31 protein-coding genes are annotated in these 25,532 nt (G+C 74.3%); 10 read left to right on the top strand and 21 right to left on the bottom strand.

Annotated features, from left to right (window positions below):
• Nucleotides 1-15 precede the first annotated feature (15 nt).
• From ACLJPY_RS05830 to ACLJPY_RS05810, 5 genes are read right to left on the bottom strand one after another with little or no spacing between them, the layout of a single operon-like run.
• Nucleotides 16-645, bottom strand: a complete 630-nt coding sequence (locus tag ACLJPY_RS05830) for a cupredoxin family copper-binding protein (RefSeq protein WP_410586975.1) — start codon at nucleotides 643-645, stop codon at nucleotides 16-18.
• Nucleotides 642-1,094, bottom strand: a complete 453-nt coding sequence (locus ACLJPY_RS05825) for a hypothetical protein (RefSeq protein ID WP_410586974.1) — start codon at nucleotides 1,092-1,094, stop codon at nucleotides 642-644. Before ACLJPY_RS05825 ends, ACLJPY_RS05830 begins: the two co-directional genes overlap by 4 nt.
• A 55-nt stretch (nucleotides 1,095-1,149) precedes the next feature.
• Nucleotides 1,150-2,118: a plastocyanin/azurin family copper-binding protein gene (locus ACLJPY_RS05820; protein WP_410586973.1), complete on the bottom strand. Its 969-nt coding sequence runs from the start codon at nucleotides 2,116-2,118 to the stop codon at nucleotides 1,150-1,152.
• Between the two features lie 23 nt (nucleotides 2,119-2,141).
• Nucleotides 2,142-3,050 carry a CopD family protein gene (locus ACLJPY_RS05815; RefSeq protein ID WP_410586972.1) on the bottom strand — a complete coding sequence of 303 codons (909 nt, stop codon included), beginning with the start codon at nucleotides 3,048-3,050 and terminating at the stop codon, nucleotides 2,142-2,144.
• A 4-nt stretch (nucleotides 3,051-3,054) separates the two neighbouring features.
• The gene (locus ACLJPY_RS05810; RefSeq protein ID WP_410586971.1) at nucleotides 3,055-3,666 is read right to left on the bottom strand and encodes a hypothetical protein; all 612 of its coding nucleotides are present in this window, start codon (nucleotides 3,664-3,666) and stop codon (nucleotides 3,055-3,057) included.
• Between the two features lie 383 nt (nucleotides 3,667-4,049).
• On the opposite strand from ACLJPY_RS05810, the gene ACLJPY_RS05805 reads away from it, so the two are divergent.
• From ACLJPY_RS05805 to ACLJPY_RS05790, 4 genes are all read left to right on the top strand, one after another.
• On the top strand, nucleotides 4,050-4,583 hold the full coding sequence (locus ACLJPY_RS05805; RefSeq protein WP_410586970.1) for a copper resistance protein CopC: 534 nt from the start codon (nucleotides 4,050-4,052) through the stop codon (nucleotides 4,581-4,583).
• A 29-nt stretch (nucleotides 4,584-4,612) separates the two neighbouring features.
• Nucleotides 4,613-4,951 (top strand): hypothetical protein, encoded by a 339-nt coding sequence (locus ACLJPY_RS05800; protein WP_410586969.1) that lies wholly within the window; start codon nucleotides 4,613-4,615, stop codon nucleotides 4,949-4,951.
• Between the two features lie 4 nt (nucleotides 4,952-4,955).
• Nucleotides 4,956-5,606: a phosphoribosyltransferase gene (locus tag ACLJPY_RS05795; RefSeq protein WP_410586968.1), complete on the top strand. Its 651-nt coding sequence runs from the start codon at nucleotides 4,956-4,958 to the stop codon at nucleotides 5,604-5,606.
• Nucleotides 5,607-5,727: 121 nt separating this feature from the next.
• Nucleotides 5,728-6,150 carry a DUF6292 family protein gene (locus tag ACLJPY_RS05790; RefSeq protein ID WP_410586967.1) on the top strand — a complete coding sequence of 141 codons (423 nt, stop codon included), beginning with the start codon at nucleotides 5,728-5,730 and terminating at the stop codon, nucleotides 6,148-6,150.
• Between the two features lies 1 nt (nucleotide 6,151).
• Here the strand turns inward: ACLJPY_RS05790 and ACLJPY_RS05785 are convergent, their stop codons facing one another.
• From ACLJPY_RS05785 to ACLJPY_RS05765, 5 genes are all read right to left on the bottom strand, one after another.
• Nucleotides 6,152-6,514 (bottom strand): VOC family protein, encoded by a 363-nt coding sequence (locus ACLJPY_RS05785; RefSeq protein WP_410586966.1) that lies wholly within the window; start codon nucleotides 6,512-6,514, stop codon nucleotides 6,152-6,154.
• Complete coding sequence (locus tag ACLJPY_RS05780) at nucleotides 6,511-6,942, bottom strand: hypothetical protein (RefSeq protein ID WP_410586965.1); 432 nt, start codon at nucleotides 6,940-6,942, stop codon at nucleotides 6,511-6,513. Before ACLJPY_RS05780 ends, ACLJPY_RS05785 begins: the two co-directional genes overlap by 4 nt.
• Nucleotides 6,939-7,106: a hypothetical protein gene (locus ACLJPY_RS05775; protein ID WP_410586964.1), complete on the bottom strand. Its 168-nt coding sequence runs from the start codon at nucleotides 7,104-7,106 to the stop codon at nucleotides 6,939-6,941. The genes ACLJPY_RS05780 and ACLJPY_RS05775 overlap by 4 nt, the downstream gene beginning before the upstream one ends.
• A gap of 53 nt (nucleotides 7,107-7,159) precedes the next feature.
• Nucleotides 7,160-7,603, bottom strand: a complete 444-nt coding sequence (locus ACLJPY_RS05770) for a DUF4383 domain-containing protein (RefSeq protein ID WP_410586963.1) — start codon at nucleotides 7,601-7,603, stop codon at nucleotides 7,160-7,162.
• 151 nt (nucleotides 7,604-7,754) lie between these two features.
• Nucleotides 7,755-8,579 (bottom strand): SDR family oxidoreductase, encoded by an 825-nt coding sequence (locus ACLJPY_RS05765; RefSeq protein WP_410586962.1) that lies wholly within the window; start codon nucleotides 8,577-8,579, stop codon nucleotides 7,755-7,757.
• A gap of 264 nt (nucleotides 8,580-8,843) precedes the next feature.
• Here ACLJPY_RS05765 and ACLJPY_RS05760 point away from each other — a divergent pair, with 264 nt between their 5' ends.
• A complete protein-coding gene (locus ACLJPY_RS05760) occupies nucleotides 8,844-9,032 on the top strand; it encodes a DUF2795 domain-containing protein (protein WP_410586961.1) in 189 nt (62 codons plus the stop codon).
• Between the two features lie 34 nt (nucleotides 9,033-9,066).
• Here ACLJPY_RS05760 and ACLJPY_RS05755 read toward each other — a convergent pair whose 3' ends face one another.
• Together ACLJPY_RS05755 and ACLJPY_RS05750 are read right to left on the bottom strand one after the other, a co-directional pair.
• Nucleotides 9,067-10,107, bottom strand: a complete 1,041-nt coding sequence (locus ACLJPY_RS05755; protein ID WP_410586960.1) for a glycosyltransferase family 9 protein — start codon at nucleotides 10,105-10,107, stop codon at nucleotides 9,067-9,069.
• Complete coding sequence (locus ACLJPY_RS05750; RefSeq protein ID WP_410586959.1) at nucleotides 10,104-11,582, bottom strand: HAD-IIIA family hydrolase; 1,479 nt, start codon at nucleotides 11,580-11,582, stop codon at nucleotides 10,104-10,106. The genes ACLJPY_RS05755 and ACLJPY_RS05750 overlap by 4 nt, the downstream gene beginning before the upstream one ends.
• A gap of 90 nt (nucleotides 11,583-11,672) precedes the next feature.
• Here ACLJPY_RS05750 and ACLJPY_RS05745 point away from each other — a divergent pair, with 90 nt between their 5' ends.
• Nucleotides 11,673-13,022, top strand: coding sequence for an aldehyde dehydrogenase family protein (locus ACLJPY_RS05745; RefSeq protein WP_410586958.1), 1,350 nt, complete (start codon nucleotides 11,673-11,675; stop codon nucleotides 13,020-13,022).
• Nucleotides 13,019-14,326 (top strand): FUSC family protein, encoded by a 1,308-nt coding sequence (locus ACLJPY_RS05740; RefSeq protein ID WP_410586957.1) that lies wholly within the window; start codon nucleotides 13,019-13,021, stop codon nucleotides 14,324-14,326. The genes ACLJPY_RS05745 and ACLJPY_RS05740 overlap by 4 nt, the downstream gene beginning before the upstream one ends.
• 3 nt (nucleotides 14,327-14,329) lie before the next feature.
• Here the strand turns inward: ACLJPY_RS05740 and ACLJPY_RS05735 are convergent, their stop codons facing one another.
• The 9 genes from ACLJPY_RS05735 to ACLJPY_RS05695 all read right to left on the bottom strand — a co-directional run bounded on the left by ACLJPY_RS05735 (nucleotide 14,330) and on the right by ACLJPY_RS05695 (nucleotide 22,838).
• The gene (locus tag ACLJPY_RS05735; protein WP_410586956.1) at nucleotides 14,330-14,509 is read right to left on the bottom strand and encodes a hypothetical protein; all 180 of its coding nucleotides are present in this window, start codon (nucleotides 14,507-14,509) and stop codon (nucleotides 14,330-14,332) included.
• 94 nt (nucleotides 14,510-14,603) lie between these two features.
• Nucleotides 14,604-15,209 carry a flavodoxin family protein gene (locus tag ACLJPY_RS05730; protein WP_410586955.1) on the bottom strand — a complete coding sequence of 202 codons (606 nt, stop codon included), beginning with the start codon at nucleotides 15,207-15,209 and terminating at the stop codon, nucleotides 14,604-14,606.
• The gene (locus ACLJPY_RS05725; RefSeq protein ID WP_410586954.1) at nucleotides 15,206-16,516 is read right to left on the bottom strand and encodes a UDP-glucose dehydrogenase family protein; all 1,311 of its coding nucleotides are present in this window, start codon (nucleotides 16,514-16,516) and stop codon (nucleotides 15,206-15,208) included. Before ACLJPY_RS05725 ends, ACLJPY_RS05730 begins: the two co-directional genes overlap by 4 nt.
• Nucleotides 16,509-17,459, bottom strand: a complete 951-nt coding sequence (locus tag ACLJPY_RS05720; protein WP_410586953.1) for a glycosyltransferase family 9 protein — start codon at nucleotides 17,457-17,459, stop codon at nucleotides 16,509-16,511. The genes ACLJPY_RS05725 and ACLJPY_RS05720 overlap by 8 nt, the downstream gene beginning before the upstream one ends.
• Nucleotides 17,450-18,136 (bottom strand): SDR family oxidoreductase, encoded by a 687-nt coding sequence (locus ACLJPY_RS05715; protein ID WP_410586952.1) that lies wholly within the window; start codon nucleotides 18,134-18,136, stop codon nucleotides 17,450-17,452. Before ACLJPY_RS05715 ends, ACLJPY_RS05720 begins: the two co-directional genes overlap by 10 nt.
• A 26-nt stretch (nucleotides 18,137-18,162) precedes the next feature.
• Complete coding sequence (locus tag ACLJPY_RS05710) at nucleotides 18,163-19,530, bottom strand: PfkB family carbohydrate kinase (protein WP_410586951.1); 1,368 nt, start codon at nucleotides 19,528-19,530, stop codon at nucleotides 18,163-18,165.
• Complete coding sequence (locus tag ACLJPY_RS05705; protein ID WP_410587012.1) at nucleotides 19,527-20,087, bottom strand: SIS domain-containing protein; 561 nt, start codon at nucleotides 20,085-20,087, stop codon at nucleotides 19,527-19,529. The genes ACLJPY_RS05710 and ACLJPY_RS05705 overlap by 4 nt, the downstream gene beginning before the upstream one ends.
• Nucleotides 20,087-21,760 (bottom strand): carbamoyltransferase, encoded by a 1,674-nt coding sequence (locus tag ACLJPY_RS05700; protein WP_410586950.1) that lies wholly within the window; start codon nucleotides 21,758-21,760, stop codon nucleotides 20,087-20,089. The genes ACLJPY_RS05705 and ACLJPY_RS05700 overlap by 1 nt, the downstream gene beginning before the upstream one ends.
• Before the next feature lie 112 nt (nucleotides 21,761-21,872).
• Nucleotides 21,873-22,838: a UDP-glucuronic acid decarboxylase family protein gene (locus tag ACLJPY_RS05695; RefSeq protein ID WP_410586949.1), complete on the bottom strand. Its 966-nt coding sequence runs from the start codon at nucleotides 22,836-22,838 to the stop codon at nucleotides 21,873-21,875.
• Nucleotides 22,839-22,911: 73 nt separating this feature from the next.
• Here ACLJPY_RS05695 and ACLJPY_RS05690 point away from each other — a divergent pair, with 73 nt between their 5' ends.
• From ACLJPY_RS05690 to ACLJPY_RS05680, 3 genes are read left to right on the top strand one after another with little or no spacing between them, the layout of a single operon-like run.
• The gene (locus ACLJPY_RS05690) at nucleotides 22,912-23,769 is read left to right on the top strand and encodes a polysaccharide pyruvyl transferase family protein (RefSeq protein WP_410586948.1); all 858 of its coding nucleotides are present in this window, start codon (nucleotides 22,912-22,914) and stop codon (nucleotides 23,767-23,769) included.
• Entirely contained in the window at nucleotides 23,766-24,632 is an 867-nt protein-coding gene (locus ACLJPY_RS05685; RefSeq protein ID WP_410586947.1) for a glycosyltransferase family 2 protein, read from the top strand. Before ACLJPY_RS05690 ends, ACLJPY_RS05685 begins: the two co-directional genes overlap by 4 nt.
• Complete coding sequence (locus tag ACLJPY_RS05680; protein WP_410586946.1) at nucleotides 24,611-25,501, top strand: glycosyltransferase family 2 protein; 891 nt, start codon at nucleotides 24,611-24,613, stop codon at nucleotides 25,499-25,501. The genes ACLJPY_RS05685 and ACLJPY_RS05680 overlap by 22 nt, the downstream gene beginning before the upstream one ends.
• The last annotated feature ends 31 nt before the right edge of the window (nucleotides 25,502-25,532 follow it).

Here is a 25,532-nt window from a genome sequence, read left to right as displayed (position 1 = left end):
TTCCCGGACAGGAATTCACACGCGGCGCGAGCTCAGCAGGAGCAGGCACAGCACCGCAATCCCGGTCACGAGGCCGGCCACCAGCAGCATCGGGTCCAGGGTCGCCGGGGTGACCGCCGCGGTCGCCTGCGGGACCGCGGGCTGCGGTGCGGGAACGGGCGCGCCGGAGGTGACGGCCGGCGCGGACGTGGCCGGAGATGTGGTGGCGGGGCTGGTGTTGGTCGCCGGCACCGCCGCGGCCGCCGTCCGCGACGCCGTGGCCCGAGCGGCCGTGCTCGCCGGCGCCGGGGGCGCCTGGGGCGCTGTCGTGGGCGCGGGCAGCACCGTCACGGCGGCCCGCATGTCCGGGTGCACCGAGCAGTAGTACTGGTACGTGCCCGGCTGCCGGAACGTGTAGCTCCAGCTCTGCCCGGCCGACAGCTGCGGGCTGCGGAACGCGACCGGGGCGCTCGTCGTGACGACGTCGTGCGGTGCTTCGTCGTGCTGCACCCAGGTGACCGTGTCGCCGACGCGCACGGTCAGCGCGGCGGGGGAGAACGCGTAACCTTGCATCATGACCTGCTGCGTCGCCGCGGCCGCCGGGCCCGCGAACGGCAGGCTCAGCACCAGCAGCGCACCGGCGACGGCCAGGGCGGCGCGCCTCATCGGACGAACTCGATCGCGACCTCGACGCGCAGCCGTCGCCGGGCCAGCAGCCGCGCCGGCCACCTTCCGCCCGCCGGTTTCCGGCGGCTCGGGAGGACGACTCCGGCGGCCCAGACGACGACACCGCCGGGGTCCCGGTGCCGGACGTCGCCGCGCAGGCGCACGGCCCGCCCCGCCACGTGGCCTTCGACGACGAACGGATCCTCCTCGACGTGGTCGGCGGTGAAGGTGAGTTCCTCGCCGCGGAACGCCCGGCCGAGGAACGGGAGCGAGGTCCGCACCGAGCCGGGGTCCAGGGTGATCGTCAGCCCGGAGCCGGGCGTCCAGTGCCCGCCGGTCGCGGTCAGGCGGCCGCGGACCAGCGGCGGGCGTGGGGAAACCTCGATGACGCAGCGGTCGCGGCGCAGGGCGTAGCCGGCCGGGGCGGGCTGCAGGGCGGTGTCGGGCATGGGGATGGCCTCCGGGGAAGGGGGCGGGTGACCCGGCCGGGTCACCCGCCCCGGATCAGCAGCTCGCCTGGTTCAGCAGCGGCGTGAGCACGTTCTCGAGCCACACCGTGTGCGTCTTGATGTACTGGTCGAGGTTCAGCAGGTCGGTCACCTGCTGCCCGAGCGACTCCTCCAGGTGCGCGCTCTTGATGTGCGCGACGATCGGCGCGAGCGTGTCGGTGACGACCTGGCTCGCCGATCCGTCGAACGCCGGGGCGAGCACGGTCTCCAGCCACACCGTGTGGGTCTTGACGTACTGGTCCAGGTTGAGGATGTCCTGCACCTGCTGAGCGGGCGAAGTCTCCAGGTGCGCGGTCCTGATGTGGTCGAGGATCGGCTGCAGGACCGCCTTCGGCACGCAGGAGCCACCCGCCGGAGTGGACGGCGCCGGCATCGAGTGGCTCGGTGCCGAGGTCGGCGCGGACGTAGGGGTCGACGACGGCGGGGCGCTGGTCGGTGCCGTGCCGGTCACGGTCACCGCGGCCTTCATGTCCGGGTGGATCGAGCAGTAGTACGAGTACTTGCCCGCCTTGGTGAAGGTGTGGCTGAACGTCTGGCCGGTCTGCAGGGTCGGCGAGGTGAACTTCTCCGGGCCGTCGGTGACCACGATGTTGTGCGGCGCGGTGTCGTGGTTGGTCCACGTCACCGTGTCGCCGACGGTGATCGTCAGGTCGGCCGGCGAGAACTTGTACCCCATGGCCTCGACCGATTTGCCGGACGGCGCCGCGGCCGGAGCGGCCCCGCCGGCCTGTTGCTGCACGAGTCCCTGGTACAGCGGGACGGCGAGCGGGCTCTGCCGGGCCAGCGCGGTGAGGTCGACGTTCGCGGCCTGGCTCGGCGCCGCCTGCTCGGTCCGGCCGCCGCGCAGCGTGGCGAGGCTGAACAACGCCGTCGCCAGTGCGAGGATCGCCACGGCGACCGGCCAGCCGCGCCGTCGCCGCACCACCTCCGGCTGCTCGGGGGCGGTGGGGGTGGGGTTGTCCATCGAGGACTCCTTTCGCAGTGCGATCAGCGGCCGGGGCTGGCCGTGACGAGGAAGCTCGCCGCGAGGAGGACCACGAGCACGAGCGTGGTCTCGGCGGCGACGGAATGGACGAAGGGGCGGACGGTGCCGGCGTCGCCGCGCAGGACGACGGCGAAGTCGAGGCGGCGGCCCACCCAGCGGCGGCTGAACTGCGCGGCCAGCAGCACGACGGCGAGCACGGCCAGCTTGACCAGCAGCGTCCGCCCGTAGGCCGTGCCGAACACCCGGCCGACGCTGCCGGCGGTCTGCCAGGCCAGCACCACGCCCGCGGCGACCACGACGGCCACCGACGTCATCGCCAGCTTGGAGTAGCGGGGGATGACCGAGGCGAGCTCCGCCGGATCACGGCGGGCCAGGACGCCGAACAACAGCACGGCCAGACCGCCGATCCACGCCGAAGCGCCCGCGAGGTGCGCGAAGTCGGCCAGCTGCGTCAGCCACGGCCGGGTGCTCTCCACCGCGTGTCCGGTGAGGCCGGTCGTGCGGAGCAGGCCGAGCAGGACCGCCCCGGCACCGGCCCGCCAGGGCAGCGCGGTGGCCGCGTCCCGGCCGCGTTGCAGCAGCCACGCCAGCACCACCCCGCCGAGCAGCCACAACAGCGCCCTGGCGAACCAGATCCGGCCGAACTGGCTGTCCAGCGCCTGGCTGAGCAGATCCCAGGCCAGGAAGTCGGCCGCGGGGCGTTGCGCGGCCCACGCCGCTTGCAGGCCGAGCCCGGCGAGCGTGCCGAGCAGGCCGAGGACCCAGCCGGTCACCAGCACCGACCGTGCACCGCGGTGGCCGGCGCCCGCGGGCCAGAGCACGGCCAGGAACAGCAGGCCGCCGGCGAACAACGTGAGACCGGCGTAGTCGGTGGTGCGGGCCAGGACGTATAACGCCTTGACGGGTTCCACGGCCTCACCGTCCACTGGGGACAGTCGTGGCCGGCACCATCGCGGGTTCGAGATCGCCGCTGGTGGTGCGGCAGTAGCCGAGGACGAGCGCGCCGGCCCCGCCCGGCCCGGTCACGCCGAGCCCGGTGGTGACGGCGCCGAGCAGGGGAAGGCCGCCGACGGTGTCCAGGACCTGCTGGGGCAGACCGGGTCGGCACGCCGGCACGTCGGTTCCGGGCGGCGGTGGCACCGGCGTCGACCCGGGCGGCGACGGGGACGGCGGAGGCGAAGTGCCGGGGTCCGGGAACGCCGGGCCCGGCATCGCCGGTACGCCGACGTCGCCGGGTATGGACGGCACCGAAGGCATCGCCGCCACCGGGGCGGCCGGCTGGTCGCCCACCGGCAGCGCGGGCAGCGGGGACGCCGGACCGCCCGTGGGCGGCTGGCCGGCCGGAAGCGGTTGCACACCCGTGGTTTCCGGTGTCGCGGGGTGCCCGCCGTCCGCGACCGCGGGCGGGGTCGCCGCGGCGGTGCCCGGGCGCAGGCCGATGCCGGACGCGTAGCCGACGACGATCACGACCGCGCCGGCCAGGCTCGCGGCGATGACGTGGTCACGGCGCAGGACGGGGTCTCGCACGGTTTCGTCCTCCAAAGAACGGGAATGTGCTCCGGCGAAGGGTTTCGCGGGCAATTCCGGGGAGAGCGGGAAAGAACGGGATGTGGGAGCAATAAACCAGCCGGCGCGTTACGTGGAGTGATGTTCACGTGAAGGCCGGGTAAAGTCCGGCGGCTATTTGGCGGCGCGATCCGGTGAGGAGCTCGACCGAAAAGCCCGATCTGCTGGGCCGTTCGGGTGACTGGACGCGCGGACCATCGGAGCAGTGGTCCGATTTGCCGGATTGTCCGGGTGGGGCGGTGAGAATTGGTTAACACAGCCGTTTCACGGTCTTCCGTGGTGGCGCCGGAATCCGTCGTTACGGTTCGCGGGATCGCTCCGAATTCCCGAGAAGGCGAGGAACCATGACTTCCCGCTGGTCTTTCCCGGTCCGGATCGCCGCCGCGCTGGCGGCCGCCGCCGGCACGGTCCTGCTCGGTGCGCCGCCGGCGGCCGCGCACAGCGTTCTGGTGTCCAGTTCGCCGGCCGCCGGCGCGTCGGTCGCCGCGGGCCCGGCCGAAGCGGTGCTCGAGTTCAACGAGCCGGTGGAGAACCGGTTCACCGAACTTTCGGTGCTCGGCCCCGACGGCGCTTCGCACTGGGAAGCCGGTCCGGTGTCCGTTGTGGACGCCCGGGTTTCCGCACCGCTGCGTCCACTCGGGCCGGCCGGCACCTACGCCATCCGCTACCGCGTCACGTCGGCCGACGGCCACCCGGTGTCCGGGACCGTGGTGTTCCGGCTCACCGTGGCGGGTCCGGGTGCGGCGCTGCCGGCCGTGGCGGCGGTGGCGCCCCCGGGTGACGAGCCGGTGCCCCTGTGGCCGTGGATCACCGGGGGTGCCGTCCTGCTCGGCACCGGCTTCGCGGTGGCCCGGCGCCTGAGCCGCGTGGATGCTTGAGGCCGCGGCCGCGCGGGTATCCCGCGCCCATGACGAATCTCGACGACACCACGACCGCGAAGCTCGACGAATTCGTGCTCGCCCGGCTCGCGGAGGACGAAGAGCGCGTCCGGGCGGGGGAGCTGCCGCTGATCGACGAGGCCGAACGGCGCGGGCGGCTGCGCATCATGTACGCCGATGACGGCGACGGGCTGATCCTCGCCGGCGGGCCGGTCGAGGCGATGGAGGACCGGCACCCGGTGCCGTTCGCCGAAAAGGCCGAGTTCCTGCGCCGGGAAATCCGCGACGCCCACGACGACCTCTCCGTCAAGCTCATCGCGTCCGTGTACGAAGCCCACCCCGACTGGCGCGACGAGTGGCGCCCGTGACCTGATGCCCGCGCGGGACGTCCGTCCGCGGATCTTCGCCGACCGCGAGGACGGCGGCCGGCGGCTCGCGCGCGAGCTGCGGCGCCGGGCCTGGGCCGACCCCGTCGTGCTCGGGCTCGCCCGCGGCGGGGTGCCGGTGGCCGCCGTCGTCGCGCGGTGGCTCAGTGCCGAACTGGACGTCGCCGTCGCCCGCAAGATCGGCGCACCCGCCCAGCGCGAGTACGGCGTCGGTGCGGTCACGCCGGAAGGGCCGGCGATCTACGACCAGGCCGGCCTGCGGGCGCTGAAGCTGACGCCCGCTCAGCTGGCGCGCGCCGAGACGCGGGAGCGGGCCGAAGCCCGCCGCCGGGTCGAGCGCTACCGCGCCGGGCGGGTCCCCTCGAACCTCACCGGCCGTGACGTCGTCCTGGTGGACGACGGGCTCGCGACCGGCGTCACCGCGACGGCGGCGTTGCGCGACCTGCGCGCGGCCCGTCCGCGGACGCTCGTCTTCGCGGCACCGGTCGCCGCGCCGGGCGCCGCCGTCCGGCTGCGCCGGGAAGCCGACGACGTGGTGTGTGTGGCGGAACCGCCGGAGTTCCGCGCGGTCGGCCAGTGGTACGCCGATTTCCGCCAGTTGGGTGACGAGGACGTCTTGGCCCTGCTCACGCCGTGACCGTGGGGAATCCACACCGGACCGCTGGTGACGCGCTGCTCCACCCGGGGTGCCCCGGGTTGACCGGGTGGGTGACGGGGTATCACCCGATGGTGGCACCGACCGAAGAGGCGGTAGCGGGATGAGCGAACGGGACGGGCTCGGCGCGGCGGCGCGCGGCCTGCGGCAGTACCTGCTGGCGGTCGCGGCGAAGCTGAACGCTCCCGCGTGGTTCTGCGAGGTGGACGTCCCCGCCGGCGCGTACGTCGCACTGGAGCGGCGGCTCGCGCGGTTCCCCGGCCACGAAACGGCCCTGCTGTGGGACGAACGCGACGGCTGGGCGGCCGCGGTCGAGTCGGCGGGCGGCGACGACGTGATCGTGCTGGCTTACCTGGGGGAGGACGTCCTGCCCCCGCCGGAAACGGTGGTGGCCTTCGTGACCGCCCTGTACGGCGAGAAGTACCCCGGCCGCCCGGACCCCCCGGACTTCCGCAGACCCGGCACGGCGGACGGCTTCGACGAACGCTTGGCCGCCTACGCCGGCGACCCCGTCGGCCAGCCGTGATTCACCGGGGCGGCAGGACGCAGAATTCGTTGCCCTCCGGGTCGGCGAGGACGATCCACGGGTCGTCTTCCGGGTCGTCGAGGACCTTCGCCCCCAGCACCACCAGGCGTTCCACCTCCGACCGCTGATCCCGGCCCACCGGCGTCAGATCCAGGTGCAGCCGGTTCTTGCCGGACTTCTCCTCCGGCACCGGCTGGAACAACAACGCCGGGCCGGTCGCGAAGTCGAGCTGGTGGTACGTGAGCCCGTGGGAGTCGGTCCACGTGCGGGTTTCCGCCGCTCCCATGGCGGCGGCCCAGAACTCGGCCAGCAGCCGGGGCCGGTGGCAGTCCACCGCCACGGCCAGGATGCGGGCCGCCGTCATGCGGCCGCCACGAGGCGGTTGACGGCTTCGGCGACCAGGTCCGGCTCGGACACCGTCACCGTCAGCCCGGGGTGGCGGACCAATCCCCACGGGTCCAGGCCGCGAACCGGTTCGTGGAACCGCAAGCACACCCCGCCCTGCGTCGTCGTGCCGAACGTCAAGCCGTGGTCGGCGAGGGAGAGCCGGACGCCGAAGACCCGCCACGCGCGGTACGGGCCCGTCGCTTCCGCTCCGGCCAGGTTGCTCACCGGAGTCTCGACGAGCCACGGCCCGAAGCGCACGCGCAGGCCGGTGGCGTCCAGTTCCAGGCCCGCCCGCGGGCCCAACGCCTTCCGCAGCCACGGGGAACCGACGGCGAAGTCCGCGTGCAGCCGGTAGTGCACGACGACGGCGGGTTCACCCGCCGCCGCCGCTTCACTCGTGGTCATGCGCCGCCGCCCAGTGGCGGGACTTCGGGTTCGTCGTCGGCCGGGAGCTCGGGGTCCCGCCAGTCCTCGGCGTGGGACGGGCCGTTGCCCTGCAGGGCCCCGCGCAGCTCGGCCTTCTGCGCGTCGTCTTCGCGTGGTGAGTGCTGATCGCTTCCGCGTTGCATGAGAACCTCCTCGGCACCGGCTACCCGGTGTCCCGGCGGCGAAACGGCCGGGCTCAGCGGGCGCGCGCGGCCCGGCGGTTGACCGCTCGGGCCCCGGCGATCCCGAGCGCCAGCGCGGCCGCCGCGGTCAGGCCGTGCAGCCAGTTGTCCGCCCAGTTCAGGTTGATCGGGTCCTCGGGGTTGACGATCGCGGTGGCGAGGATGCCGTAGGCGGTCATCCCGGTGAAGCCGACGAAGACCACCCAGCAGTAGATGATCGCGCCCGCGCGGCGGGTCGCGGCGAGCAGCCCGAGCACCCCGACGGCGGTGTGGACGAGGTTGAGCAGCGGGGTCACGCTGAAGATCCAGACGGCCCGGCTCGTCTCGTGGCCGACCGCGGCGGTCTCCGGTGTCAGGAACCCGGCGATGCCCAGGACGAGGTACAGCAGCCCGAGGACGGCGACGACCGGCCGGAGCCAGGACGCTCCCGCCCGGGGGCGGTTTTCGGCGGACGACATGGGGGTCTCCTTCCCTCCGCGGCCGGATACCCCGCCACGCGTGCGGAAAACGGACAAGTGGAAGGGGCCGGACGACGGGCTGGGGGTTCCGCCGTCCGGCCCACGGCCGGGGTCCGCGCCGGTCCCTGCAGCCGGACGCGGGCCCCTGGTCTCAAGGGGAACGCCAGTCGTGCTCGCGGTAGGCGGTCCCGTGTTGCGCGCCCATCAGCAGGAGCCCGCCGTCGACGACGAGCGACGTGCCGGTGATGTAGCCCGCCGCCGGGGTCGCCAGGAAAGCGACCGCGGCCGCTACTTCGGCGGCGTGGCCGGGGCGGCCGAGCGGGATGCCGGGCCGGTCCTGCTCGCGCGGGTCGGCGTCGGCCTGGCCCGTCATCGGCGTCGAAATCTCCCCGGGCGCGACCGAGTTGACGGTGATGCCGTGCTGGGCCAGTTCCAGGGCGAGCACCTGGGTCAGCGCGCCCGCGCCGGCCTTCGCGGCGCAGTAGGGCGCGGCACCGACCCGCGGGACGTGCTCGTGGACGCTGGTGATGGTGATGATCCGGCCGCCGCGCCCGGCGTCGATCATGTATCGCGCGGCCCGTTGCGAAAGCAGGAAGACGCCGTCGAGGTCGACGTCGATGACCTGGCGCCACTTCTGGTAGTCCAGGTCTACGGCGAGCTCGCTGCTGCCGGTGCCGGAGCAGTTGACCAGGACGTCGATCCCGCCGAGGTCTTCGGCGAACGCGTCGATGACGTCGGCGGCGCCGGGCAGCTCGGTCAGGTCGAGCTGCCGGACGTGCGCGGTGACCCCGTGCGACCGGGCCTCGGCGGCGGTTTCCGCCGCGCCTTCGGCGTCGGAGTGGTAGGTGATGCCGACGTCGAGACCGCCGCCGGCGAGGGCGGCCGCGACCGCGCGGCCGATGCCGGAGTCGGCGCCGGTGACGACGGCGCGCCGCGGCGAAGCGGCTTCGGCGGGCAAAGGCGCCGGGAGCGACACGGGCTTCTCCTTTCGTTCCGGGGCGGCTACCACCCGCTCCGGGGACTAAACGCGACCGCCGCCGCTGCCGGTCCACGCGGTGAAGAAACGACGCTGCCCGCCGAAGAGCTGCTGCCCGACGGCACGCTGAGCGCCACCGGGATCTGCCAGGACGCCGCGGTCCGCCGGCTTCACCCGGCGGGGGAGGAGCCCGTGCCGTCCTGAGCGTGTGCCGGCGGCCGGGCCGGGTAACCGCGGCGTTCCCCGAACGGAAGGAGCACTCCCGTGAGCAAGCCGAACCCGATCGAACTGCAGAAGTACCTCTCCGGTGTCGACTACCCGGCGAGCCGTGACGATCTGGTGCAGGCGGCCGAAAAGAACGGCGCCGACTCGGACACTTTGGACGTCGTGCGCGGCCTGCCGGACCGCACCTACGAGGGCCCGAGCGGCGTCAGCAAGGAGATCGGCGGCTGACCTGCGCGGTGGCCCGGGCGGCTTCCGCCCGGGCCTAACGCGCCGTCGCGCTCTCGGGTGCCACCGCGAGGGGCTGCGCGAGGGCCGTCACCGCGCGGCAGACGTCGGCCGGGTCGATCGTGTCGAGGCACGGGTGGCCCGGAACCGGGCAGACCCGCGCGCGCGTGGCGCGGCAGGGCGCCTGCTGGTCGCCGAGCACCACCGTGGGGACGCCGTAGGGCGCCCACCGCTCCTGGGGCACGACCGGTGCGAACAGCGACACCACCGGCGTGCCCGCGGCCGCCGCCAGGTGGGCCGGGCCCGTGTTGGGCGCCACCACGACCTGCGCGCCGGACAGCACCGCCGCCAGTTCCGCCAGTGACGTCCGGCCGCCGAGGTCGACCGCGGTCGTCCCGGCCACCTCCTGGGTCAGCGCGCGTTCCGCGGGCGCGCCGGTCACGAGCACCCGGTGCCCGTCCGCGGCGAGTGCCCGTACCGTCTCGCGGGTCCACGCGGCCGACGGCTGACGGGCCGGCACCGACGCCGCGGGGTGCACCACGACGTAGGCGCCGCCGCCGGTCAGCCGGCCGACGTCCGGCAATGGGCGCCGCAGCGCCAGGGCGCCGTGGTCGTCCGGCGGCAGCGGGAACCCGGCCGCCTCGGCGAGCGACAGCATGCGGACCGGCTCCGGCGGATCGCCGTCGACGCGGTGGCGCAGGTCGAGCAGGCTGCCCGGGTAGTCCTCCGAGATCGCCCCGATCCACGGCACGCCGGCTTGGCGCAGCAGCAGGGCCAGCGGCAACGGGGACTGGTGGAACGACGTCAGGATCAACGCCCGGTCGAACGCCTGCGAACGGATCCGCGCCACGAATTCGCCGGTGTCCTCGGCGGTCACCGGCGGCGGCTCGGGGTCGATCCAGGGCGCGGTCCAGGTGAGCAGGCCGCTCACGCCCGGCAGGAGCTCGCCCGCGGCCCGGCCGTGCGGCCCGGTCAGCAGCGTCACCTCCGCCCCGGACGCGGCGACCGCGCGGACGCAGGGTCCGGCGAGCAGGACGTCGCCGAGGTTGTCCTGGCGGGCGACGAGCACCCGGGTCATCCGGCGACCCCGGCGAGGCGCAGGGCTTCGGACAGGTCCCGGGCGACGGCGGCGTGCCGGCGGGCCCGCGCGATCTCCGGCTCGAGGGTGCGGTGCGTCGGCACCAGCACCGCGCGTGCGCCGGCCGCGAGCGCGGCGTCGACGTCGGCGCCGGTGTCGCCGATGACCACGCAGGACGCGGGATCGACGCCGAGTTCCCCGGCGGCCCTGAGCACCATGCCCGGGGCCGGTTTGCGGCACGCGCAGCCGTCGCCGTCGTCGTGGACGCAGACCTGCCAGGTGCCGAACGGGCCGAAGAGCTCTTGGACGCGGGCGTTGACCGCGTCGAGCTGCTCCGGCGTGATCAGTCCTTTCGCGACACCGGACTGGTTGCTCACCACGCCGACCGGGATCCCGCGCTCCCGCAGCCCGCGGACGAGCTCGACCGCGCCGGGCACCGGGCGGACGCCGTCCGGGTCGTTCAGGTACGGGACGTCGACGATCAGCGTGTCGTCGCGGTCGAACAGCACCGCCACCGGCGGGCGGGGCCGGCGGGCCGCGATCTCCCCGCGCAGCCGGTGGTAGCAGGCGGCCGGCGGGATCAGGGCGCTGGTGACGACCATGCGCGCCACCTCGCCGGGCGTCCGTGGGCCCGGCACGATCCGGCGGGTGGCGAACTCCGCCGTCAGCCCGGCCCACACGCCGGCCGCGAGCAGCGCCTTGCCGCGCCGGCGCAGCAGCGGCAGCGCGAGCGCGGCCAGACCGGCCACTGTGGACAGTGCGTGCAGGCCGAGCCTGCCGGGCCCGGCGCCGGTGCGCTGCCGCCAGAGCACGCCGTGCTTGGCGCGCATCAACGCGTTGTCGGCGTTGCCGCGCTGGGCCTTGAGGCTGTAGAAGAACCCGGCCCGCCGGGCGGGGTGGGTGGTCAGCCGTTCGCCCTGGTCGATCCGGTGGCCGGCTTCGGCGACGCGCAGCGCGAGGTCGGAGTCTTCGCGGAAGGCACGGGGGAACCGTTCGTCGAAGCCGCCCGCTTCGACGAGCGCGCTGCGGCGGTACGCCATGTCGGCGGTGATCCACCGCGCGTTTTCGAGGCCCGCCGTGCCGCGCTCGTCGTCCGCGGGCCGCCGGTCGCCAGGCAGCGGGACGGTGATCCGGCCCTGGGAGGCAGCCACTTCCGGCGGCAGCGAGCCGAGATCGCGCTCGAGCTGCCGCGCCCAGTCGGGGGCCAGCACGACGTCGTCGTCGACGAAGGCGATCCACTCGCTCTTCGCGGTGCGCCAGCCGAGGTTCCGCGCCGCCGCGGGGCCGCGCCCGCCGGAGCGGAGGACGCGGACGCCATCGGGGACGTCCAGATCGGACCCGCCGGGGCGGTCGTCGACGACGAGGACCTCCGCCGGCCGCGGGTCCGGCCCGCGGAGCAGGGTGTCGAGCAGTGGCCGAAGCGTCTCCCGGCCCGTCGTGGGGATCACCACGGTGTAGTCGAGCGAAGCAGTCACCGGAACCGGGTACCCGGGGCGGTGGCGGGCAAACGGCGTGTCGAAGCGGCCGCACCCGGGTAACCGCCGGGCGACGAGAAGGAGGTGCGGATGACCGCGGGGACGATCGAAATCCGGAACCCGGCCGACGGCAGCGTGGTGGGCACTGTGCCGACCGCGGGCGAAGACGAGATCGACGCCGCGCTCGCGCTGGCCCGCCGGACCCGGACGCAGTGGGCCCGGACCCCGGCCGCCGAACGCGGAGCGCTGTTGCACACCGCCGCCGAACGGCTGCGGGCTAACGCCGACGAGCTGGCGAAGGCGAACGAAGCGGAAACGGGCAAGCCGCGGGAGGAAGCCCTCGGCGGTGTCCTCGCCGGGGCCGGCACGCTGGCCCAGTACGCCGAACTCGGGCCGGTCCACCGCGGCCGCAGCCTGCTCGGGAACGTCGGCGCGACGGACCTGATGGTGCCCGAACCGCACGGTGTCGTCGTGGCGCTCACGCCGTGGAACGACCCGGTTGCGGTCGCCTGCGGTCTGTTGGGGGCCGCACTGGCGACCGGCAACACGGTGGTGCACAAGCCGAGCGAGCGCGCGCCGCACACCGGCCAGTTGCTCGGTGAACTGCTCGGCGACGTCTTCCCGGAGGGGGTGCTGCAGACCCTGCACGGCGACGGCGGCGTCGGCGCGATCCTCGCGATGCACTCGGGCGTCGACGTCATCGCCCACGTCGGCAGCACGGCCACCGGCCGGTCGATCGCCGCGAGCGCCGCCGCGACCGGGGCGAAGACGTTGCTGGAGAACGGCGGCAACGACCCGCTGGTGGTCGACGAGGACGTCGACCCGGCGTGGGCGGCCGGCCAGGCGGCGCTGGGTGCGTTCGCCAACTCGGGGCAGATCTGCGTGGCCGTCGAACGGATCTACGTGTGTTCCGCGGTCGCCGAGCCGTTCCTGGCCGCGCTGGTGAAGGAGGCCGAGTCGCGGACGCTGGCCCCGCTGGTGGACCGGCGGCACCGCGAGCACGTGCACGCCCACGTGGCGGACGCGCTCTCCCGCGGGGCCCGGCTGTTGACGGGCGGCGCCATCCCGGACGGCCCGGGCGCGCACTACCCGGCGACGGTGCTCACCGACTGCGCGCCCGACCTGCGGGTGATGACCGAGGAGACGTTCGGCCCGGTGGCGCCGGTCCGGGTGGTGGAGAGCTTCGACGAGGGGCTCGCCGAAGCGGCGAAGGGCGAATACGGGCTGGCCGCGACGGTGCTGACGGCTTCGATGGCGCACGCCCAGCGGGCGTGGCGCGAGCTGCCGGCGGGCACGGTGAAGGTGAACAACGTGTTCGGCGGCGCCCCAGGCGGGGCGGCGCACCCCCGCGGCCGCAGCGGCAACGGGTACGGCTACGGGCCGGAGCTGCTCGACGAGATGACGCAGACGAAGCTCGTGCACATCGCCCCGCCCGCATGAGTGAAGGGCAGCGGAGACGGGGTGAGCCCCGGCCGGGTGCGCCGGGGGAAGCCGATCGGCGCTCCGGGGCGCTCTCCGAGGAGAGTGCGCCGGAGCGCCGGGCCGAAAGCGAGACCGCGCGGTCCGGCGGCGGGTCGGCGGCGGGGGATGGGCAGGACGGTGCTTCGGCAGGTCGGTTCGCCCGCCTGCTGCGGCCGCGGCCTCTCGACCCTTCCTCCACCGAAGAAGAACGCAGCGACCGCACCCCGTTCGGCTGGATCGCGCGCGCCGTCCGCGTGCCCGGGCGGGAACGGCGGGTTCTCGTCCAGAGCGCCAAAGCCACCCTCGCCGCGACCGTCGCCTGGTTGCTCGCCACCCTCGTCCTCCGGCTCCCGCAACCCTTCCTCGCTCCCTACGCCGCCGTCTTCCTCGTCGAAGCCACCGTCTACCGGTCGCTGCGGGGGTGGCTCCAGCAGGTCGGCTCGGTGGCTTCGGGGGTGCTGCTCGCCGCCGTTGCCGGGCAGCTCATCCCGTGGCAGGCCGTCGCGCTGGCCGGTGTCGTCTTCGTGGGCCTGCTCGCCGGCAGCTGGCGGCGCTTCGGCGAGGCCGGCGTCTGGGTCGGTGTCACCGGCATGCTCGTGATCTCCTACGGCACCGCCCGCGAACCGGTCCTGCTCGGTGACCGCCTCCTGGAAACGGCGCTGGGTGCGGCGATCGGTGTCGCGGTCAACACGCTGATCTTCCCGCCGCTCTACGGCGAACGGCTCGCCGCGGCCGCCGGGCGGCTCGGGAAGGCGTTGGCCGAGCTCCTCGAGTCGCTGTCCGACGTGATCCGGCGCGACGAGCCGCCGGACGACCTCGACGACCTGCTGTCCCAGGAACAGGACACCCGCAGCCAGGTGCTGGCCGCCGAGGAGGCCGTCGGCCTGACGCGGGAAGGGCGGATGCTGAACCTCCGCCGCGGGCGCCCGGCCGCCGGGGCCCACCACGAACGTCCGCTTCGGACGCTCATCGGGCTCTGGCCCGCCGTCTCGCCGCTGATCGCGGCGGTGCGGACGACGGCCCGCGGCCGCGAGCACCCGTTCGAGTACCCCTGGCCGGACGCGCGCGAGGCGCTGGCCGACCTGGTGCACCACCTGGCCGGGGCCGTGCAGGCGGTGGCGGTGGCCGGCGAGCCCGTCGAACTGGACGAGTGCCGGGCCCTGCTGGAAAAGCTCGAAACGCGGCTGGTGACCGCCGAGGAGGACGGCGTCCCGGCCCGGCTCGGCCTCGGCACGATGACGCTGCCCGCCCGGCTGCTGCTGGAGCAGCTGGAAAAGCGGTGAGGACTACGGCACCGCGATCGCTGCGGCTTCCGAACGGTGCCGGCGGCACGCGGTGCACACCAGCGTCTGGCCCAGCAGAGCGCCGTCGCCGGACACCAGCCGCGCGACGTGCAACGCCGGCAGGCCGCACTCCTCGCACGGGATGGGCTTGCTGTCGCGGCTGATCACGACTCGGTTCGGCATGGGAGCCCCCTGACGAGGTTCGAAGGTGCCGACCGACTACCCCGTGGCGTGGGCCACACTCGTCTGGCGCAGTGATGTCACTCGAACGGACTAGTCACTGGGCCGGGTACTGCTGCTCCCGGAGCAGGTTGGCCAGGTGGACGGCGTTGCGGACCAGGGTCGCGTTCGTCGAGGCCACGGCCTCGGGCGTCTCGTCGAGGTCCTGGTAGTCGCCACCTTGCATCGCTTCGCCGTTCCAGTAGGTCGCGCCCTGCGCCGGCACCGTGAAGCCGACGTCGTTCAGCGCCTGGAACAGGTCCGCGATGATCTTGTGGGCGCCGTCTTCGTTGCCGACGACCGCGGCCACGCCGACCTTGCCGAACATCGCCGGGCGGCCTTCGGAGTCGGTTTCGGACAGCTCGGCGTCGAGTCGTTCCAGGACGCGCTGGGCGACGCTCGACATGTGGCCGACCCAGGTCGGGGTGGCGATCAGCAGCACGTCGGCGGCGGCGATCTTCCGCCGGATGTCCGGCCACGCGTCCCCGTTGCCCATGTCGGCCTCGACGCCCGGGCGGACGTCGTGGTCGACCACCCGCACCAGCTCGGCGGTCGCGCCGCGTTCGGCGAAGAGGTCGAGCAGCTGACGCGCGATCAGGTCGCTGCTCGACTTCGCCGGCGAGGGCTTGAGCGTGCAGGTCAGCGCGAGGACGCGCAGGGTCATGACTGCCTCCGGGATTGGGTGCCGACGCCGATGTGGGCGAACCCCGCTTCGGCGAGGGCGTCGGGATCGAGCAGGTTGCGCGTGTCGACGACGACCGCCCGGTCGGCGGACGCGGCCAGCCGGGCCCAGTCGAGGTCGCGGAACTCGGGCCACTCGGTCAGCACGACGATCGCGGCGGCGTCCTTGGCCACCAGGTACGGGTCGTCGACGACCTGGACCGGGCTCGTCCCGGGCACGCACGCGACGGCGGGGTCGTGCGCGGTCAGCTCGGCACCCGCGCGGGCGAGCTCCGCCGCCACGGCGAGCGCGGGGGAGTCGCGCAGGTCGCCGGTCCCCGCCTTGAAGGCCAGGCCCAGCAGGCCGATGCGGGCCCCGGCCAGCGACCCGGCGGGCGAGCCGGTGACGGCCTGCCGCACGGCCCGCACCACGCGGGCGCGCTGGCGGGCGTTGACCCGGACCGCGTCGCGCAGGATGCCGAAGTCGACGCCCGCCGACTCGGCCGCGTGCAGCAGGGCCGAGGTGTCCTTCGGCAGGCACGAACCGCCCCAGCCGGGGCCGGGCGCGAGGAACTCCGGCCCGATCCGCGCGTCGAGGCCCATCGTGCGCGAGACCTCGCGGACGTCCGCACCGAACCGCTCGCACAGTTCGGCGAGGACGTTCACGTAGGACAGTTTCACGGCGAGGAACGCGTTGCTCGCGTACTTCGCCAGTTCGGCGCTGGCCGAGTCGGTCGCCACCACCGGGGCGCCGGTCGGCTCGTACAGCCGCGCGACCCGCTGCGCCGCCGGCGAATCCGCCGGGTCGGTGCCGACGACCACCCGGTCCGGGTGCAGGAAGTCCTCGACGGCGTGGCTTTCGCGGAGGAACTCCGGGTTGGCCACCACCGGCAGGTCGTCGCGGCCGAGCAGGCGGGGCAGCCGCGCCGCGGTGCCGACCGGCACCGTGGACTTGGTGACCACCACGCAGCCGGGCCGCAGCAGCCGCCCGAGCTGCGGCACGACCTGCTCGAGCACGCCGAGGTCGGGGCGCCCGTCCTCGCCGGGCGGCGTGGGCAGGCACAGGAAGACGAGGTCCGCGCCGTAGAGCTCCGCCTGGGCGGTGGTGAAGGTGAGCGTCCGGTCGCCGAGGGCCTGGCCGACGAGGTCGGCCAGCGCGGGTTCGGCGATGGCCACCACCCCCCGGTTCAGCTCGTCCACTTTGGACTCGTCGGCGTCCACGCAGGTGACCCGGTGCCCGAGCCGGGCGAAGCAGGCGGCACTGGTCAGCCCGACGTAGCCCGCGCCGACGATCCCGATGTGCTCAGCCATGCGCCACCCGCATTTCGAAGGCCGATCGCGTCGCGGCGAGCACGCGCTCTTCGCCGAGCAGCAGGAGCCCGCCGTCGGGCTCTTCGCCGTGCGGGTCGCCGACGTTGCCGGCCCACAGCACCACGTGCTGCCGCGCCGACGGCGGCGGGCCCCACAGCCGGGGCGGCGTCGGGCCGAACAGCAGCACCGACGGCGTGCCGAACGCCGTCGCGAGGTGCCCGACGCCGGTGTCGCCGCAGACGACGAGCGCCGCCCCGGCCACCAGCGCGGCCAGTTCCGCCAATCCGGTGCGCCCGGCCAGCACGGCGTCCTCGCCGAGCCCGGCCGCTTCGGCGATCGAGGCCGCCAGATCCCGTTCGGCGGCGCTGCCGGTGAGCACGACGCGGTGCCCGGACGCGGCCAGGTCCCGCACCACGGTCGCGAACCGCTCGGGCGGCCAGCGCCGGGCCGGGAACGCCGCGCCCGGGTGCACCACGACGGCGTCCGGCGCCGGGCTCGGGCCGGGCGGCACGGGCAGGTGCAGGTCCGAGCGGTCGGCCTCCAGGTGGTGGTACTCGACGAGCCGGCACCAGCGGTCGACCTCGTGCACGTCGTCGCGCCACTCGAGCCCGGCCACGTCGGGGAAGTCAGGGTGGCGGTGGGTCAGCAGCTCGGCGGGGTCGGTGGCCAGCAGGTCGTGGACGCTCTCCGGGCCGCGGCCGTGCAGGTTCACCGCGAGCCGCGGCGGCGCGCCCGGCCAGGTGAGCTCCCCGAGCGCGGGCGTCGGCAGGAGCTCGTCGACGGCGTCGATGAGCTCCACCAGATCGCGCAGCTGCTCGGGCGCGGCCAGCACCAGCCGGTCGCCCGGGTACGCCGTCCGCAGGGCGCGCAGCGCGGGGACGGCCGTCAGCAGGTCCCCGACGCCGAGCGCGCGCAGCACGAGGATCGCGGCACTCACGGCCACGACCCCTCCTCGGAGGCGCACACGACCAGTTCGCGGACCTCGGCGCCCGGCGGCTGCTGCAGCGCGAACACCACGGTGTTCGCGACGTGCTCGGGCTGGTTGAGCTTCGCGTCCGGCGGCGGCTTGTACTGGTCGGTGCGGTCGTCGAAGAAGTGCGTCCACATCCCGCCGGGGATGAGCAGCGTGACACCGACGCGCCCGGCCAGCTCGGCGGCGAGCGCCCGGGTGAAGCCGACGACGCCGAACTTCGAGGCGCAGTAGGCGGTCGCGTCGCTGACCGCCTTGATGCCGAGGGTGGAGGCCACGGTGACGACGGTGCCGTGCGAGCGTTCCAGGTAGGGGAGCGCGGCGCGGATCACCGCGGCCGTGCCGAACAGGTTCACCTTCACCACCCGTTCCCAGTCCTGTGTGGACACTTCGCCGAGTGGCCCGCAGGCGTCGGTGCCGGCGGCGGTGAAGACGCCGTCCAGGCCGCCCGCGCGGTCGGCGAGTTCGCGCACCGCCGCCTCGGTGGCGGCGGTGTCGGTCAGGTCGGCTTCCACGTATTCGGCCGGGTCCTGCGGCCGGACGCGGTCGAGGACGTACGGGGTACCGCCCGCTTTGCGGACGGCGTCGACGGTGGCGGCGCCGAGTCCGGACGCGCCACCGGTGATCAGGACGTTGCCGAGGGGTCGCATCGCACTCCTTCGAAAGTTCGGAGGGGTCAAGCACTGGCCGCCGCGGCGACCAGGCGGGACGTCGAGTAGCCGGGCACGGTCGGGACGAGCACGACTTCACCGCCGTGCCGCTCGACCACCTCCCGTTCGGGCAGGTCCGCTTCCGCGTAGTCGCCGCCCTTGACCCAGACGTCCGGGCGCAGCTTCGCCAGGACGGCGGTGGGTGACGGCTCGTCGAAGACGGCGACGGCGTCCACGAAGGACAGAGCGGTGAGGAGCCGGGCGCGGTCGCGGTCCCGGACGAGCGGTCGGCCGGGCCCCTTGAGGGCCCGCACCGAAGCGTCGGAATTGAGGCAGACGACGAGGGCGTCGCCGAGGGCGCGGGCCTGCCGCAGCAGGCTGACGTGCCCGGGGTGCAGCAGGTCGAAGCAGCCGCCGGTGGCGATCAGGCGGCCGCCGGTCTCGCGGATCCGGTCGGCCAGGCCGAAGGCATCGGTCGCCGGCTGCGGATCGGGCACCGGGCCGTCGTTCGTGGACAACGCGGTCGCACCGCCCGCGGCGACGAACCGGGCGGCCGCCTCGACCGCCGTCACCACGGCTTCGGTGGTGTCCGCGCCGCCGAGCAGGGCGGCGGTCGCCGCGGCGGCGAACCGGTCGCCCGCACCGCAGGTGTCGGGCGCGGTGTGGCCCGGCGTCCGGGCCGCCGCGGGGATCGGGACGGTCGTCTCGCCGAGGCCGTCGGAAAGCACGGCGCCCCGGGCGCCGACGGTCACCGCGACCGCGTCGGCGTGCCAGTGCCCGCGCAGCAGCTTGGCGAGCTCGGCCGGTTCGTCGTGCCCGGCCAGTACCGCGCGCGCTTCGGCGAGGTTCGGGGTGACGAGCCGGGTGCCGGGCACCGGCTGCGCGCCGCGGGGGTGCGGGTCCCACACGACCGGGATCCGCTCGGCCACCTCCCGCAGCAGCCGCCGGACGTCGGCGTTGCGCGTCAGGCCGCGCCCGTAGTCGGCCACGAGGATCGCGCCGGCCTCTTCCAGCACTTCGTGCACCCGGGCGGGCAGCGGGTCGGCGGTCGCCGTGCCGTCGCCGGAATCCAGGCGCAGCAAGGACTGCCCGCCCGCGCGGACGCGGGTCTTGCACACCGTGGTGCCGCGCAGGGGCAGCGGCAGCACGGTGACGTCCGGCTCCAGCAAGCCGGTGAGCGCGTGGCCGCCCTCGTCGTCGCCGATCGGCGTGACCAGGACGACTTCGGCTGCCGATCGCGCCGCCAGCAGCGCGGCCAGGCCGGCCCCGCCGGGGCGTCGCCGCCGGGTCGTCAGGTCGACCACCGGCACCGGCGCCTCGGGGCACAGCCGTTCGGCGGTGCCTTCGGCGTCGACGTCCAGCAGCGTGTCGCCCAGGACGACCAGCGGCTTCACGCGGTCACCCCGAGCGCGTCGTCGAGCGCCGCGCAGAGGCCGTGCACCAGCGCCAGGTGCATCTCCTGCACGGTCGCGACGGTGGGCGCTTCGACCGTCACGGCGTCGTCGCACAGGGCGGCGAGCGGGTTGGGAGCGGGGCCGGTCAGCGCCCACGTCGTCACGCCCAGCTCGTGCGCGGCCTTGGCCGCGGCGACGACGTTCTGGCTGGACCCGCTGGTGGACAGGCAGACGAGGACGTCGCCCGGACGCCCGTGCGCACGCACCTGGCGGGCGAAGACCTCGTGGTCGCCGTAGTCGTTGACGATGGCCGTGGTCGCGGAGGTGTCCGCGTGCAGGGCGATGGCCGAAAGCGGCTGCCGTTCGTGGCGGTAGCGGCCGACGAGCTCGCCGGTCAGGTGCTGCGCTTCGGCGGCGCTGCCGCCGTTGCCGCAGGCGAGCAATCGGCCGCCGGCCTCGAACACCCCGGCGAGGTGCCGGCCCCACGCGGTTATCTTGGGGGCGGATTCGCGGGTCCGGCTGGCGGCTTCGGCCAACGCGGCGAGATGGGCTTCCATCACGGCACCTCCTTCTCCTCCGGCGACGCCGCGCCGGTCCGGGTGGGGCGGGCACGCCGGAGCACGAACGGTCCCAGCGCGAGCAGGTCGATCGGGGCCGAGCCGAAGCACTCCAACGCGTCTCGGGGCGAGTCGACCATCGGGCGGCCCGCGGTGTTGAGGCTGGTGTTGATGACGACGGGCAGGCCGGTCCGCCGCTCGAAGGCGGCGAGCATCCGGGCCAGCACCGGGTTTTCGCGCTCCTCGACGGTCTGCACGCGGGCGGTGCCGTCGACGTGCGTGACGGCCGGGATGCGGTCACGCCAGGCTTCGGCGACGTCGTGCACGAACAGCATGTACGGGCTGGGCAGCGGGCCGCGGGTGAAGATCTCGGCCGCCCGCTCGGCCCGCACCATCGGCGCCACCGGGCGGAACTGCTCGCGGCCCTTGACGTCGTTGAGGCGCTCGAGGTTCGCCTTGCGGCCGGGGTGGGCCAGCAGCGACCGGTGCCCGAGGGCCCGCGGCCCGAACTCGGCCCGGCCTTGGAACCACGCGATGACTTCGTCGTTCGCCAGCGCTTCGGCGACGGTCTCGGCGAGGTCGTCGGGTCGTTCGTACGGCAGCTTCGCCTTGTCGAGGATTTCTTCGAGTTCGTCGTCGGTCCACCCGCGACCGAGACCGGCGTCGCCCATCGGCGCACCGCGTTCCCCGGCTTCGGCGGCCAGCTGCAGCGCCGCGCCGAGCGCGGTGCCCGCGTCGCCGGCGGCCGGTTGCACCCAGATCCGGTCGAACGGGCCTTCGGCGTGCAGCCGCGTGTTGGCCACGCAGTTGAGCGCGATCCCGCCCGCGAGCGCCAGGTCGCGCTGGCCGGTGGCGTCGTGCAGCCAGTCCGTCAGCTCCAGCAGGATGTCTTCGAGGACTTTCTGGACACTGGCCGCGAGATCCGCGTGACGCCGGGTGAGCTCCTCGCCGGCTTCGCGCCGCGGGGCCAGCGAAGCCAGGTCGACACCGGCGGCGCGGAACCCGCCGTCCCCGGTGACGTGCACGTGTTCGCAGAGTTCGTCGAGGAACTCCGGCTTGCCGTAGGAGGCCAGCGCCATGACCTTGTACTCGTCGCTGGACCGGGCGAAGCCGAGGTGCTCGGTGAGGTCTTCGTAGAGCAGGCCGAGCGAGTGCGGCAGCTTCTGGGCCGCCAGCTCCTTGAACCGCCCGTCGCGGTACTCCCCGGCCAGGTAGGACGTGCTTTCGCCGCGGCCGTCGGCGACGAGCGCGGCGCAGTCGCCGAACGGCGCGGCGAGCGCGGCCGACGCGGCGTGCGCGACGTGGTGGCGGACGAACTTGACGATCCCCGGGTCGAGCCCGGGCAAGGCGGACTTCAGGAACAGCGGCGCTCGCTTCGCGAACTCCGTCCGCAGCTCCTCACCGCTCGGGTCGTGGCCGGCCAGCCCGGGCTCGACCAGCGCGGGGTCGTAGGAATACCCGACGGCGTCGAGGTCTTCGGCGGACAATCCCGCCTGGGCCAGGCACCAGGCGGCGGCCTGGGCGGGCTGTTCCCACGTGGAGAACGGCACGGCCTGCTTGCCGTGCTTGCGGCGGCTGAACCGTTCTTCTTCCGCCGCGGCGACGATCTCTCCGTCCACCACCAGCGCTGCGGCCGGGTCGTGGAAGACGGCGTTGATCCCGAGTATGCGCATCGACCTGCCTCTGGCGTTTCGGTGCGGACTCGTGAGGCCCGCTCTCGCCTATAGCGCTACCCGGCGAAGTCGTTGATAAACGATTGCGCGCAAAAGCCCTGGGCGTCGCTACTCAGCGCGACGGCGCTCGCCGGAACCACGCCGCTGTGCGACGGAGACCGTCGTCGGCGTCGACCTTCGGTTCCCAGCCGAGGACGTCACGGGCGAGGGAGATGTCCGGGCAGCGGCGCTGCGGGTCGTCGACCACCGCGTCGACGAGTTCGATCGGGGAGCGGGAGCCGGTGATGTCCTTGATCCGCTGGGCCACTTGGCGCACGGTGAGTTCGTACGGGTTGCCGATGTTGACCGGCCCCGGGTGGCCGGACCGCGCCAGGGCCAGCAGGCCGCGCACGGTGTCCTCCACGTAGCAGATGGACCGCGTCTGCGCACCGGTGCCGGTGACGGTGATCGGCTCGTTCTTGAGCGCCTGGTCCAGGAAGGCCGGGATCATCCGGCCGTCGTGGGCGCGCATGCCGGGGCCGTAGGTGTTGAAGATCCGCGCGATGCCCGTGTCCACGCCGTGTTCGCGCCGGTAGGCCGAGGTCAGCGCTTCGGCGTAGCGCTTGGCTTCGTCGTACACGCTGCGCGGCCCGATCGGGTTGACGTTGCCCCAGTACCCTTCCCGCTGCGGGTGTTCCAGGGGATCGCCGTAGACCTCGCTGGTCGAGGCGAGCACGAACCGGGCGCCGTCGCGGCGGGCCAGCTCGAGGGCGTTCTCGGTGCCGTACGAGCCCGCACGCAGCGTTTCCAGCGGCAGCGCCAGGTAGTCGCGCGGCGATGCGGCCGACGCGAGGTGGAAGACGACGCCGGCTTCGCAGTTCAGCGGCATCGGCTGGGTGACGTCGTGGCGCACGAACCGGAACCGCTCGTGGCGGCGCAGGTGCTCCAGGGTGTCCGCCGAGGACGTCGCGAGGTTGTCCACGGCGATCACTTCGATGTCCTCTTCGAGCAGCAGCTCGCACAGGTGCGCGCCGACGAAGCCGGCACCGCCGGTCACCACCGCACGCTCGAACTGCCTGGTCACTCCCGGATCCGTCATGTCGTGGCGGCTACCCGGCCCCGGTGGCCGCAAAACCGTGTAATGGGCGGGAGAGCGGGTAAGCGCTCGTACCATGCGAGTTCTGCTCACCGGTTGGGCCAGTTTTCTGCACGGGGAAGCAACGGCGGGTGACGTCCTGAGCCTGCGCGCGGCCGAAACGGCGCTGGCGGAGGCGGGGATCGACCACCGGGTCGCGTGGAGCCCCGGCTTCCGCCCCGGCACCCTGCACCTGCCCGACGCGCCCCCCGGCGACTACACGCACGTGGTGTTCGTCTGCGGCCCGGTCCACGGACCGCAGGTGCGTTCGCTGCACGAGCGGTACGCCTCCTGCCGCCGGATCGCGGTGGGAGTGTCCGTTCCGGACGCCGAAGACCCGGCGGTCACCGGCTTCCACCGCGTCTTCCCGCGCGACGACGGCGCCACCGCCGAACTCGACCTGGCCCTCGGCGCCTCGGTGTCACCCACACCGGTGCTCGGCGTGGTCCTGGCGCCGCATCAGCCGGAATACGGCGGCGCGGGCCGGCACGGCGACGTCCACGAGGCACTGACGTCCTGGCTCGCCGGGCTGGACTGCGCGCGAGTGCCGCTGGACACGCGGCTCGCGCACGAGGACTGGCAGCGGTGCGCGACGCCGGACCAGTTCGCCGCGCTGGTGTCCAAAATGGACTTGGTGGTGACGACCCGCCTGCACGGGCTGGTGTTCGGGCTCAAGGCCGGGGTGCCGGTGCTCGCCGTGGACCCGGTGGCGGGCGGCGGGAAGGTGAGTGCGCAGGGCGAAGCGCTGGGCTGGCCGGTGGTGGCCGCCGAGGAAGCGGCCGACACCGCGCTGCTGGACGCCCGCCTGAAGTGGTGCCTGACGGCGCCGGTGCGCCCGCCCGCGCACCCGGCCTCCCTAAACGCGCTGGTGGACGAACTCGTGGGGGCGCGGTGAGCGCGCGCACGACCGTCGTCATCGCGACCCGCAACCGGGCCGGCGAGCTGGCGCGCACCCTCCGTCAACTGTCCTCTTTGGACCCGCAGCCGCCGGTCGTCGTGCTGGACAACGCGTCCGAGGACGACACGGCCGCGGTCGCCGGGCAGCACGCGAACGTGCGCGTGATCCGCCTGCCGCAGAACCTCGGCGCCGCCGCCCGCACCCTCGGCGTCATCGCGGCCGACACGCCGTACATCGCCTTCAGCGACGACGATTCGTGGTGGGCGCCGGACGCGCTGGCCGAGGCGGAGCGGATCTTCGACGAGCACCCGCGGACCGGCCTGCTGGCCGCGCGGACCCTCGTCGGCCCGGAGTGCCGGGACGACCCGGTGACCCCCGAAATGGAGCGCAGCCCGCTCGGCCACCCGGCCGGCGCGCCGGGGCCGCTGGTGCTCGGCTTCCTGGCCTGCTCCGCGATCGTGCGCCGAACGGCATACCTACAGGTGGGCGGGTTCAGCCCGCTGCTCCACTTCGGAGCGGAAGAGCAGCTGCTCGCCTACGACCTGGCCGCCCGCGACTGGGAGGTCTGCTACGTCGGGCACCTGCGGGCCCACCACCACCCGTCCCGGTCGCGGCCGCCGTCGTCGTGGCGCCGCCGGGCCGAACTGCGCAACCGGCTGCTCATCGCCGTGCTGCGCCGCCCGCCCCGCGTGTGCCGGCGCGAGGTGGCCCGGACGCTCGTGCAGGCGCCCGGCGCCGTCCTCGGTGCGGTCCCGCGCCTGCCGCGGGCGCTGAGCTCGCGGCGCGTCCTCCCCGCCCACGTCGAACACCAGGCCCGGACTTTGGAAAGGACCGCCGAATGGCGCGAATCTCGGTCGTGATCATCACCTGCAACCGCCGCGAGCAGTTGCGGGAAACCCTGGCGCACATGACGTCGCTGCCGGACGCCGCGCCGGTCTTCGTCGCGGACAACGGGTCCGCGGACGGCACGGCCGACATGGTCGCCCGGGAGTTCCCCGGCGTCCGGTTGTTCCGGCTGGCGGAAAACCTCGGTGCAGTGGCGCGCAACGTCGCCGTCGAAGAGGTGACGACCCCGTACGTGGCCTTCTGCGACGACGACACGACGTGGCAGCCCGGCGCGCTGACCCGCGCCGCCGACCTGCTGGACGCCCACCCGGGGCTCGGCTCGGTGACCGGACGCTGCCTGGTCGAGCCGGGCCTGGCCGAGGACCCGATCACGCCGGAGCTGCGCGACTCGCCGGTGCCCGGGCCGGACTGGCTCCCGGGGCCGGCGCTCCTGGGCATCATGGCGGGCCTGACGGCGGTGCGGGTCAGCGCGTTCCGCGAGGTCGGCGGCTTTTCGACGCGGATGTGGCTCGGGGGCGAGGAGGAGCTGTTCGCCCTCGACCTCGCCGCGCGCGGCTGGTGGATGTGCTGGGCCGAGGACGTGGTGATCCACCACGCCCCGTCGAAGCTGCGCGACCCGCGCCACCGCCGCCGGCTGGGCATCCGCAACACGATGTGGACGCTCCTGCTGCGCCGCCCCTGGCCGGCGGTCTTCCGCCGCGGCCGTGACGTCCTGCGCACGGCCCCGCGCGACGCCGCCACCGCGGCGGCCCTGCTGGACGTGGCCCGCGGCCTCCCGTGGGTGCTCCGGGACCGCCGGGTGGTCCCGGACCACGTCGAGCACGGCTTGCGCCTGCTGGAAGCACCCCAGCGCGCCTCGAAAGCCCGCCGCTACGTGGGCTGACCCCCAAGGGTCGGCCTGCGTACCTGAAGGG

It is taken from the genome of Amycolatopsis sp. lyj-23 (genome assembly GCF_046549135.1).
Taxonomy (GTDB): Bacteria; Actinomycetota; Actinomycetes; order Mycobacteriales; family Pseudonocardiaceae; genus Amycolatopsis.
Note: the sequence above shows the minus strand (reverse complement) of the source record. Positions and strands in the feature narration are given on the sequence as shown.

Excerpts from the sequence above, each read along its gene's own strand:
- ACLJPY_RS05780 (WP_410586965.1), bottom strand. The coding sequence starts at position 6,942 with ATGACCACGAGTGAAGCGGCGGCGGCGGGTGAACCCGCCGTCGTCGTG.
- ACLJPY_RS05740 (WP_410586957.1), top strand. The coding sequence starts at position 13,019 with ATGAGTGAAGGGCAGCGGAGACGGGGTGAGCCCCGGCCGGGTGCGCCG.
- ACLJPY_RS05690 (WP_410586948.1), top strand. The coding sequence starts at position 22,912 with ATGCGAGTTCTGCTCACCGGTTGGGCCAGTTTTCTGCACGGGGAAGCA.
- ACLJPY_RS05820 (WP_410586973.1), bottom strand. The coding sequence starts at position 2,118 with ATGGACAACCCCACCCCCACCGCCCCCGAGCAGCCGGAGGTGGTGCGG.
- ACLJPY_RS05695 (WP_410586949.1), bottom strand. The coding sequence starts at position 22,838 with ATGACGGATCCGGGAGTGACCAGGCAGTTCGAGCGTGCGGTGGTGACC.
- ACLJPY_RS05775 (WP_410586964.1), bottom strand. The coding sequence starts at position 7,106 with ATGCAACGCGGAAGCGATCAGCACTCACCACGCGAAGACGACGCGCAG.
- ACLJPY_RS05785 (WP_410586966.1), bottom strand. The coding sequence starts at position 6,514 with ATGACGGCGGCCCGCATCCTGGCCGTGGCGGTGGACTGCCACCGGCCC.
- ACLJPY_RS05800 (WP_410586969.1), top strand. The coding sequence starts at position 4,613 with ATGACGAATCTCGACGACACCACGACCGCGAAGCTCGACGAATTCGTG.
- ACLJPY_RS05735 (WP_410586956.1), bottom strand. The coding sequence starts at position 14,509 with ATGCCGAACCGAGTCGTGATCAGCCGCGACAGCAAGCCCATCCCGTGC.
- ACLJPY_RS05705 (WP_410587012.1), bottom strand. The coding sequence starts at position 20,087 with ATGGAAGCCCATCTCGCCGCGTTGGCCGAAGCCGCCAGCCGGACCCGC.
- ACLJPY_RS05680 (WP_410586946.1), top strand. The coding sequence starts at position 24,611 with ATGGCGCGAATCTCGGTCGTGATCATCACCTGCAACCGCCGCGAGCAG.
- ACLJPY_RS05805 (WP_410586970.1), top strand. The coding sequence starts at position 4,050 with ATGACTTCCCGCTGGTCTTTCCCGGTCCGGATCGCCGCCGCGCTGGCG.
- ACLJPY_RS05715 (WP_410586952.1), bottom strand. The coding sequence starts at position 18,136 with ATGCGACCCCTCGGCAACGTCCTGATCACCGGTGGCGCGTCCGGACTC.
- ACLJPY_RS05725 (WP_410586954.1), bottom strand. The coding sequence starts at position 16,516 with ATGGCTGAGCACATCGGGATCGTCGGCGCGGGCTACGTCGGGCTGACC.
- ACLJPY_RS05790 (WP_410586967.1), top strand. The coding sequence starts at position 5,728 with ATGAGCGAACGGGACGGGCTCGGCGCGGCGGCGCGCGGCCTGCGGCAG.
- ACLJPY_RS05795 (WP_410586968.1), top strand. The coding sequence starts at position 4,956 with ATGCCCGCGCGGGACGTCCGTCCGCGGATCTTCGCCGACCGCGAGGAC.
- ACLJPY_RS05830 (WP_410586975.1), bottom strand. The coding sequence starts at position 645 with ATGAGGCGCGCCGCCCTGGCCGTCGCCGGTGCGCTGCTGGTGCTGAGC.
- ACLJPY_RS05755 (WP_410586960.1), bottom strand. The coding sequence starts at position 10,107 with ATGACCCGGGTGCTCGTCGCCCGCCAGGACAACCTCGGCGACGTCCTG.
- ACLJPY_RS05730 (WP_410586955.1), bottom strand. The coding sequence starts at position 15,209 with ATGACCCTGCGCGTCCTCGCGCTGACCTGCACGCTCAAGCCCTCGCCG.
- ACLJPY_RS05700 (WP_410586950.1), bottom strand. The coding sequence starts at position 21,760 with ATGCGCATACTCGGGATCAACGCCGTCTTCCACGACCCGGCCGCAGCG.
- ACLJPY_RS05770 (WP_410586963.1), bottom strand. The coding sequence starts at position 7,603 with ATGTCGTCCGCCGAAAACCGCCCCCGGGCGGGAGCGTCCTGGCTCCGG.
- ACLJPY_RS05825 (WP_410586974.1), bottom strand. The coding sequence starts at position 1,094 with ATGCCCGACACCGCCCTGCAGCCCGCCCCGGCCGGCTACGCCCTGCGC.
- ACLJPY_RS05745 (WP_410586958.1), top strand. The coding sequence starts at position 11,673 with ATGACCGCGGGGACGATCGAAATCCGGAACCCGGCCGACGGCAGCGTG.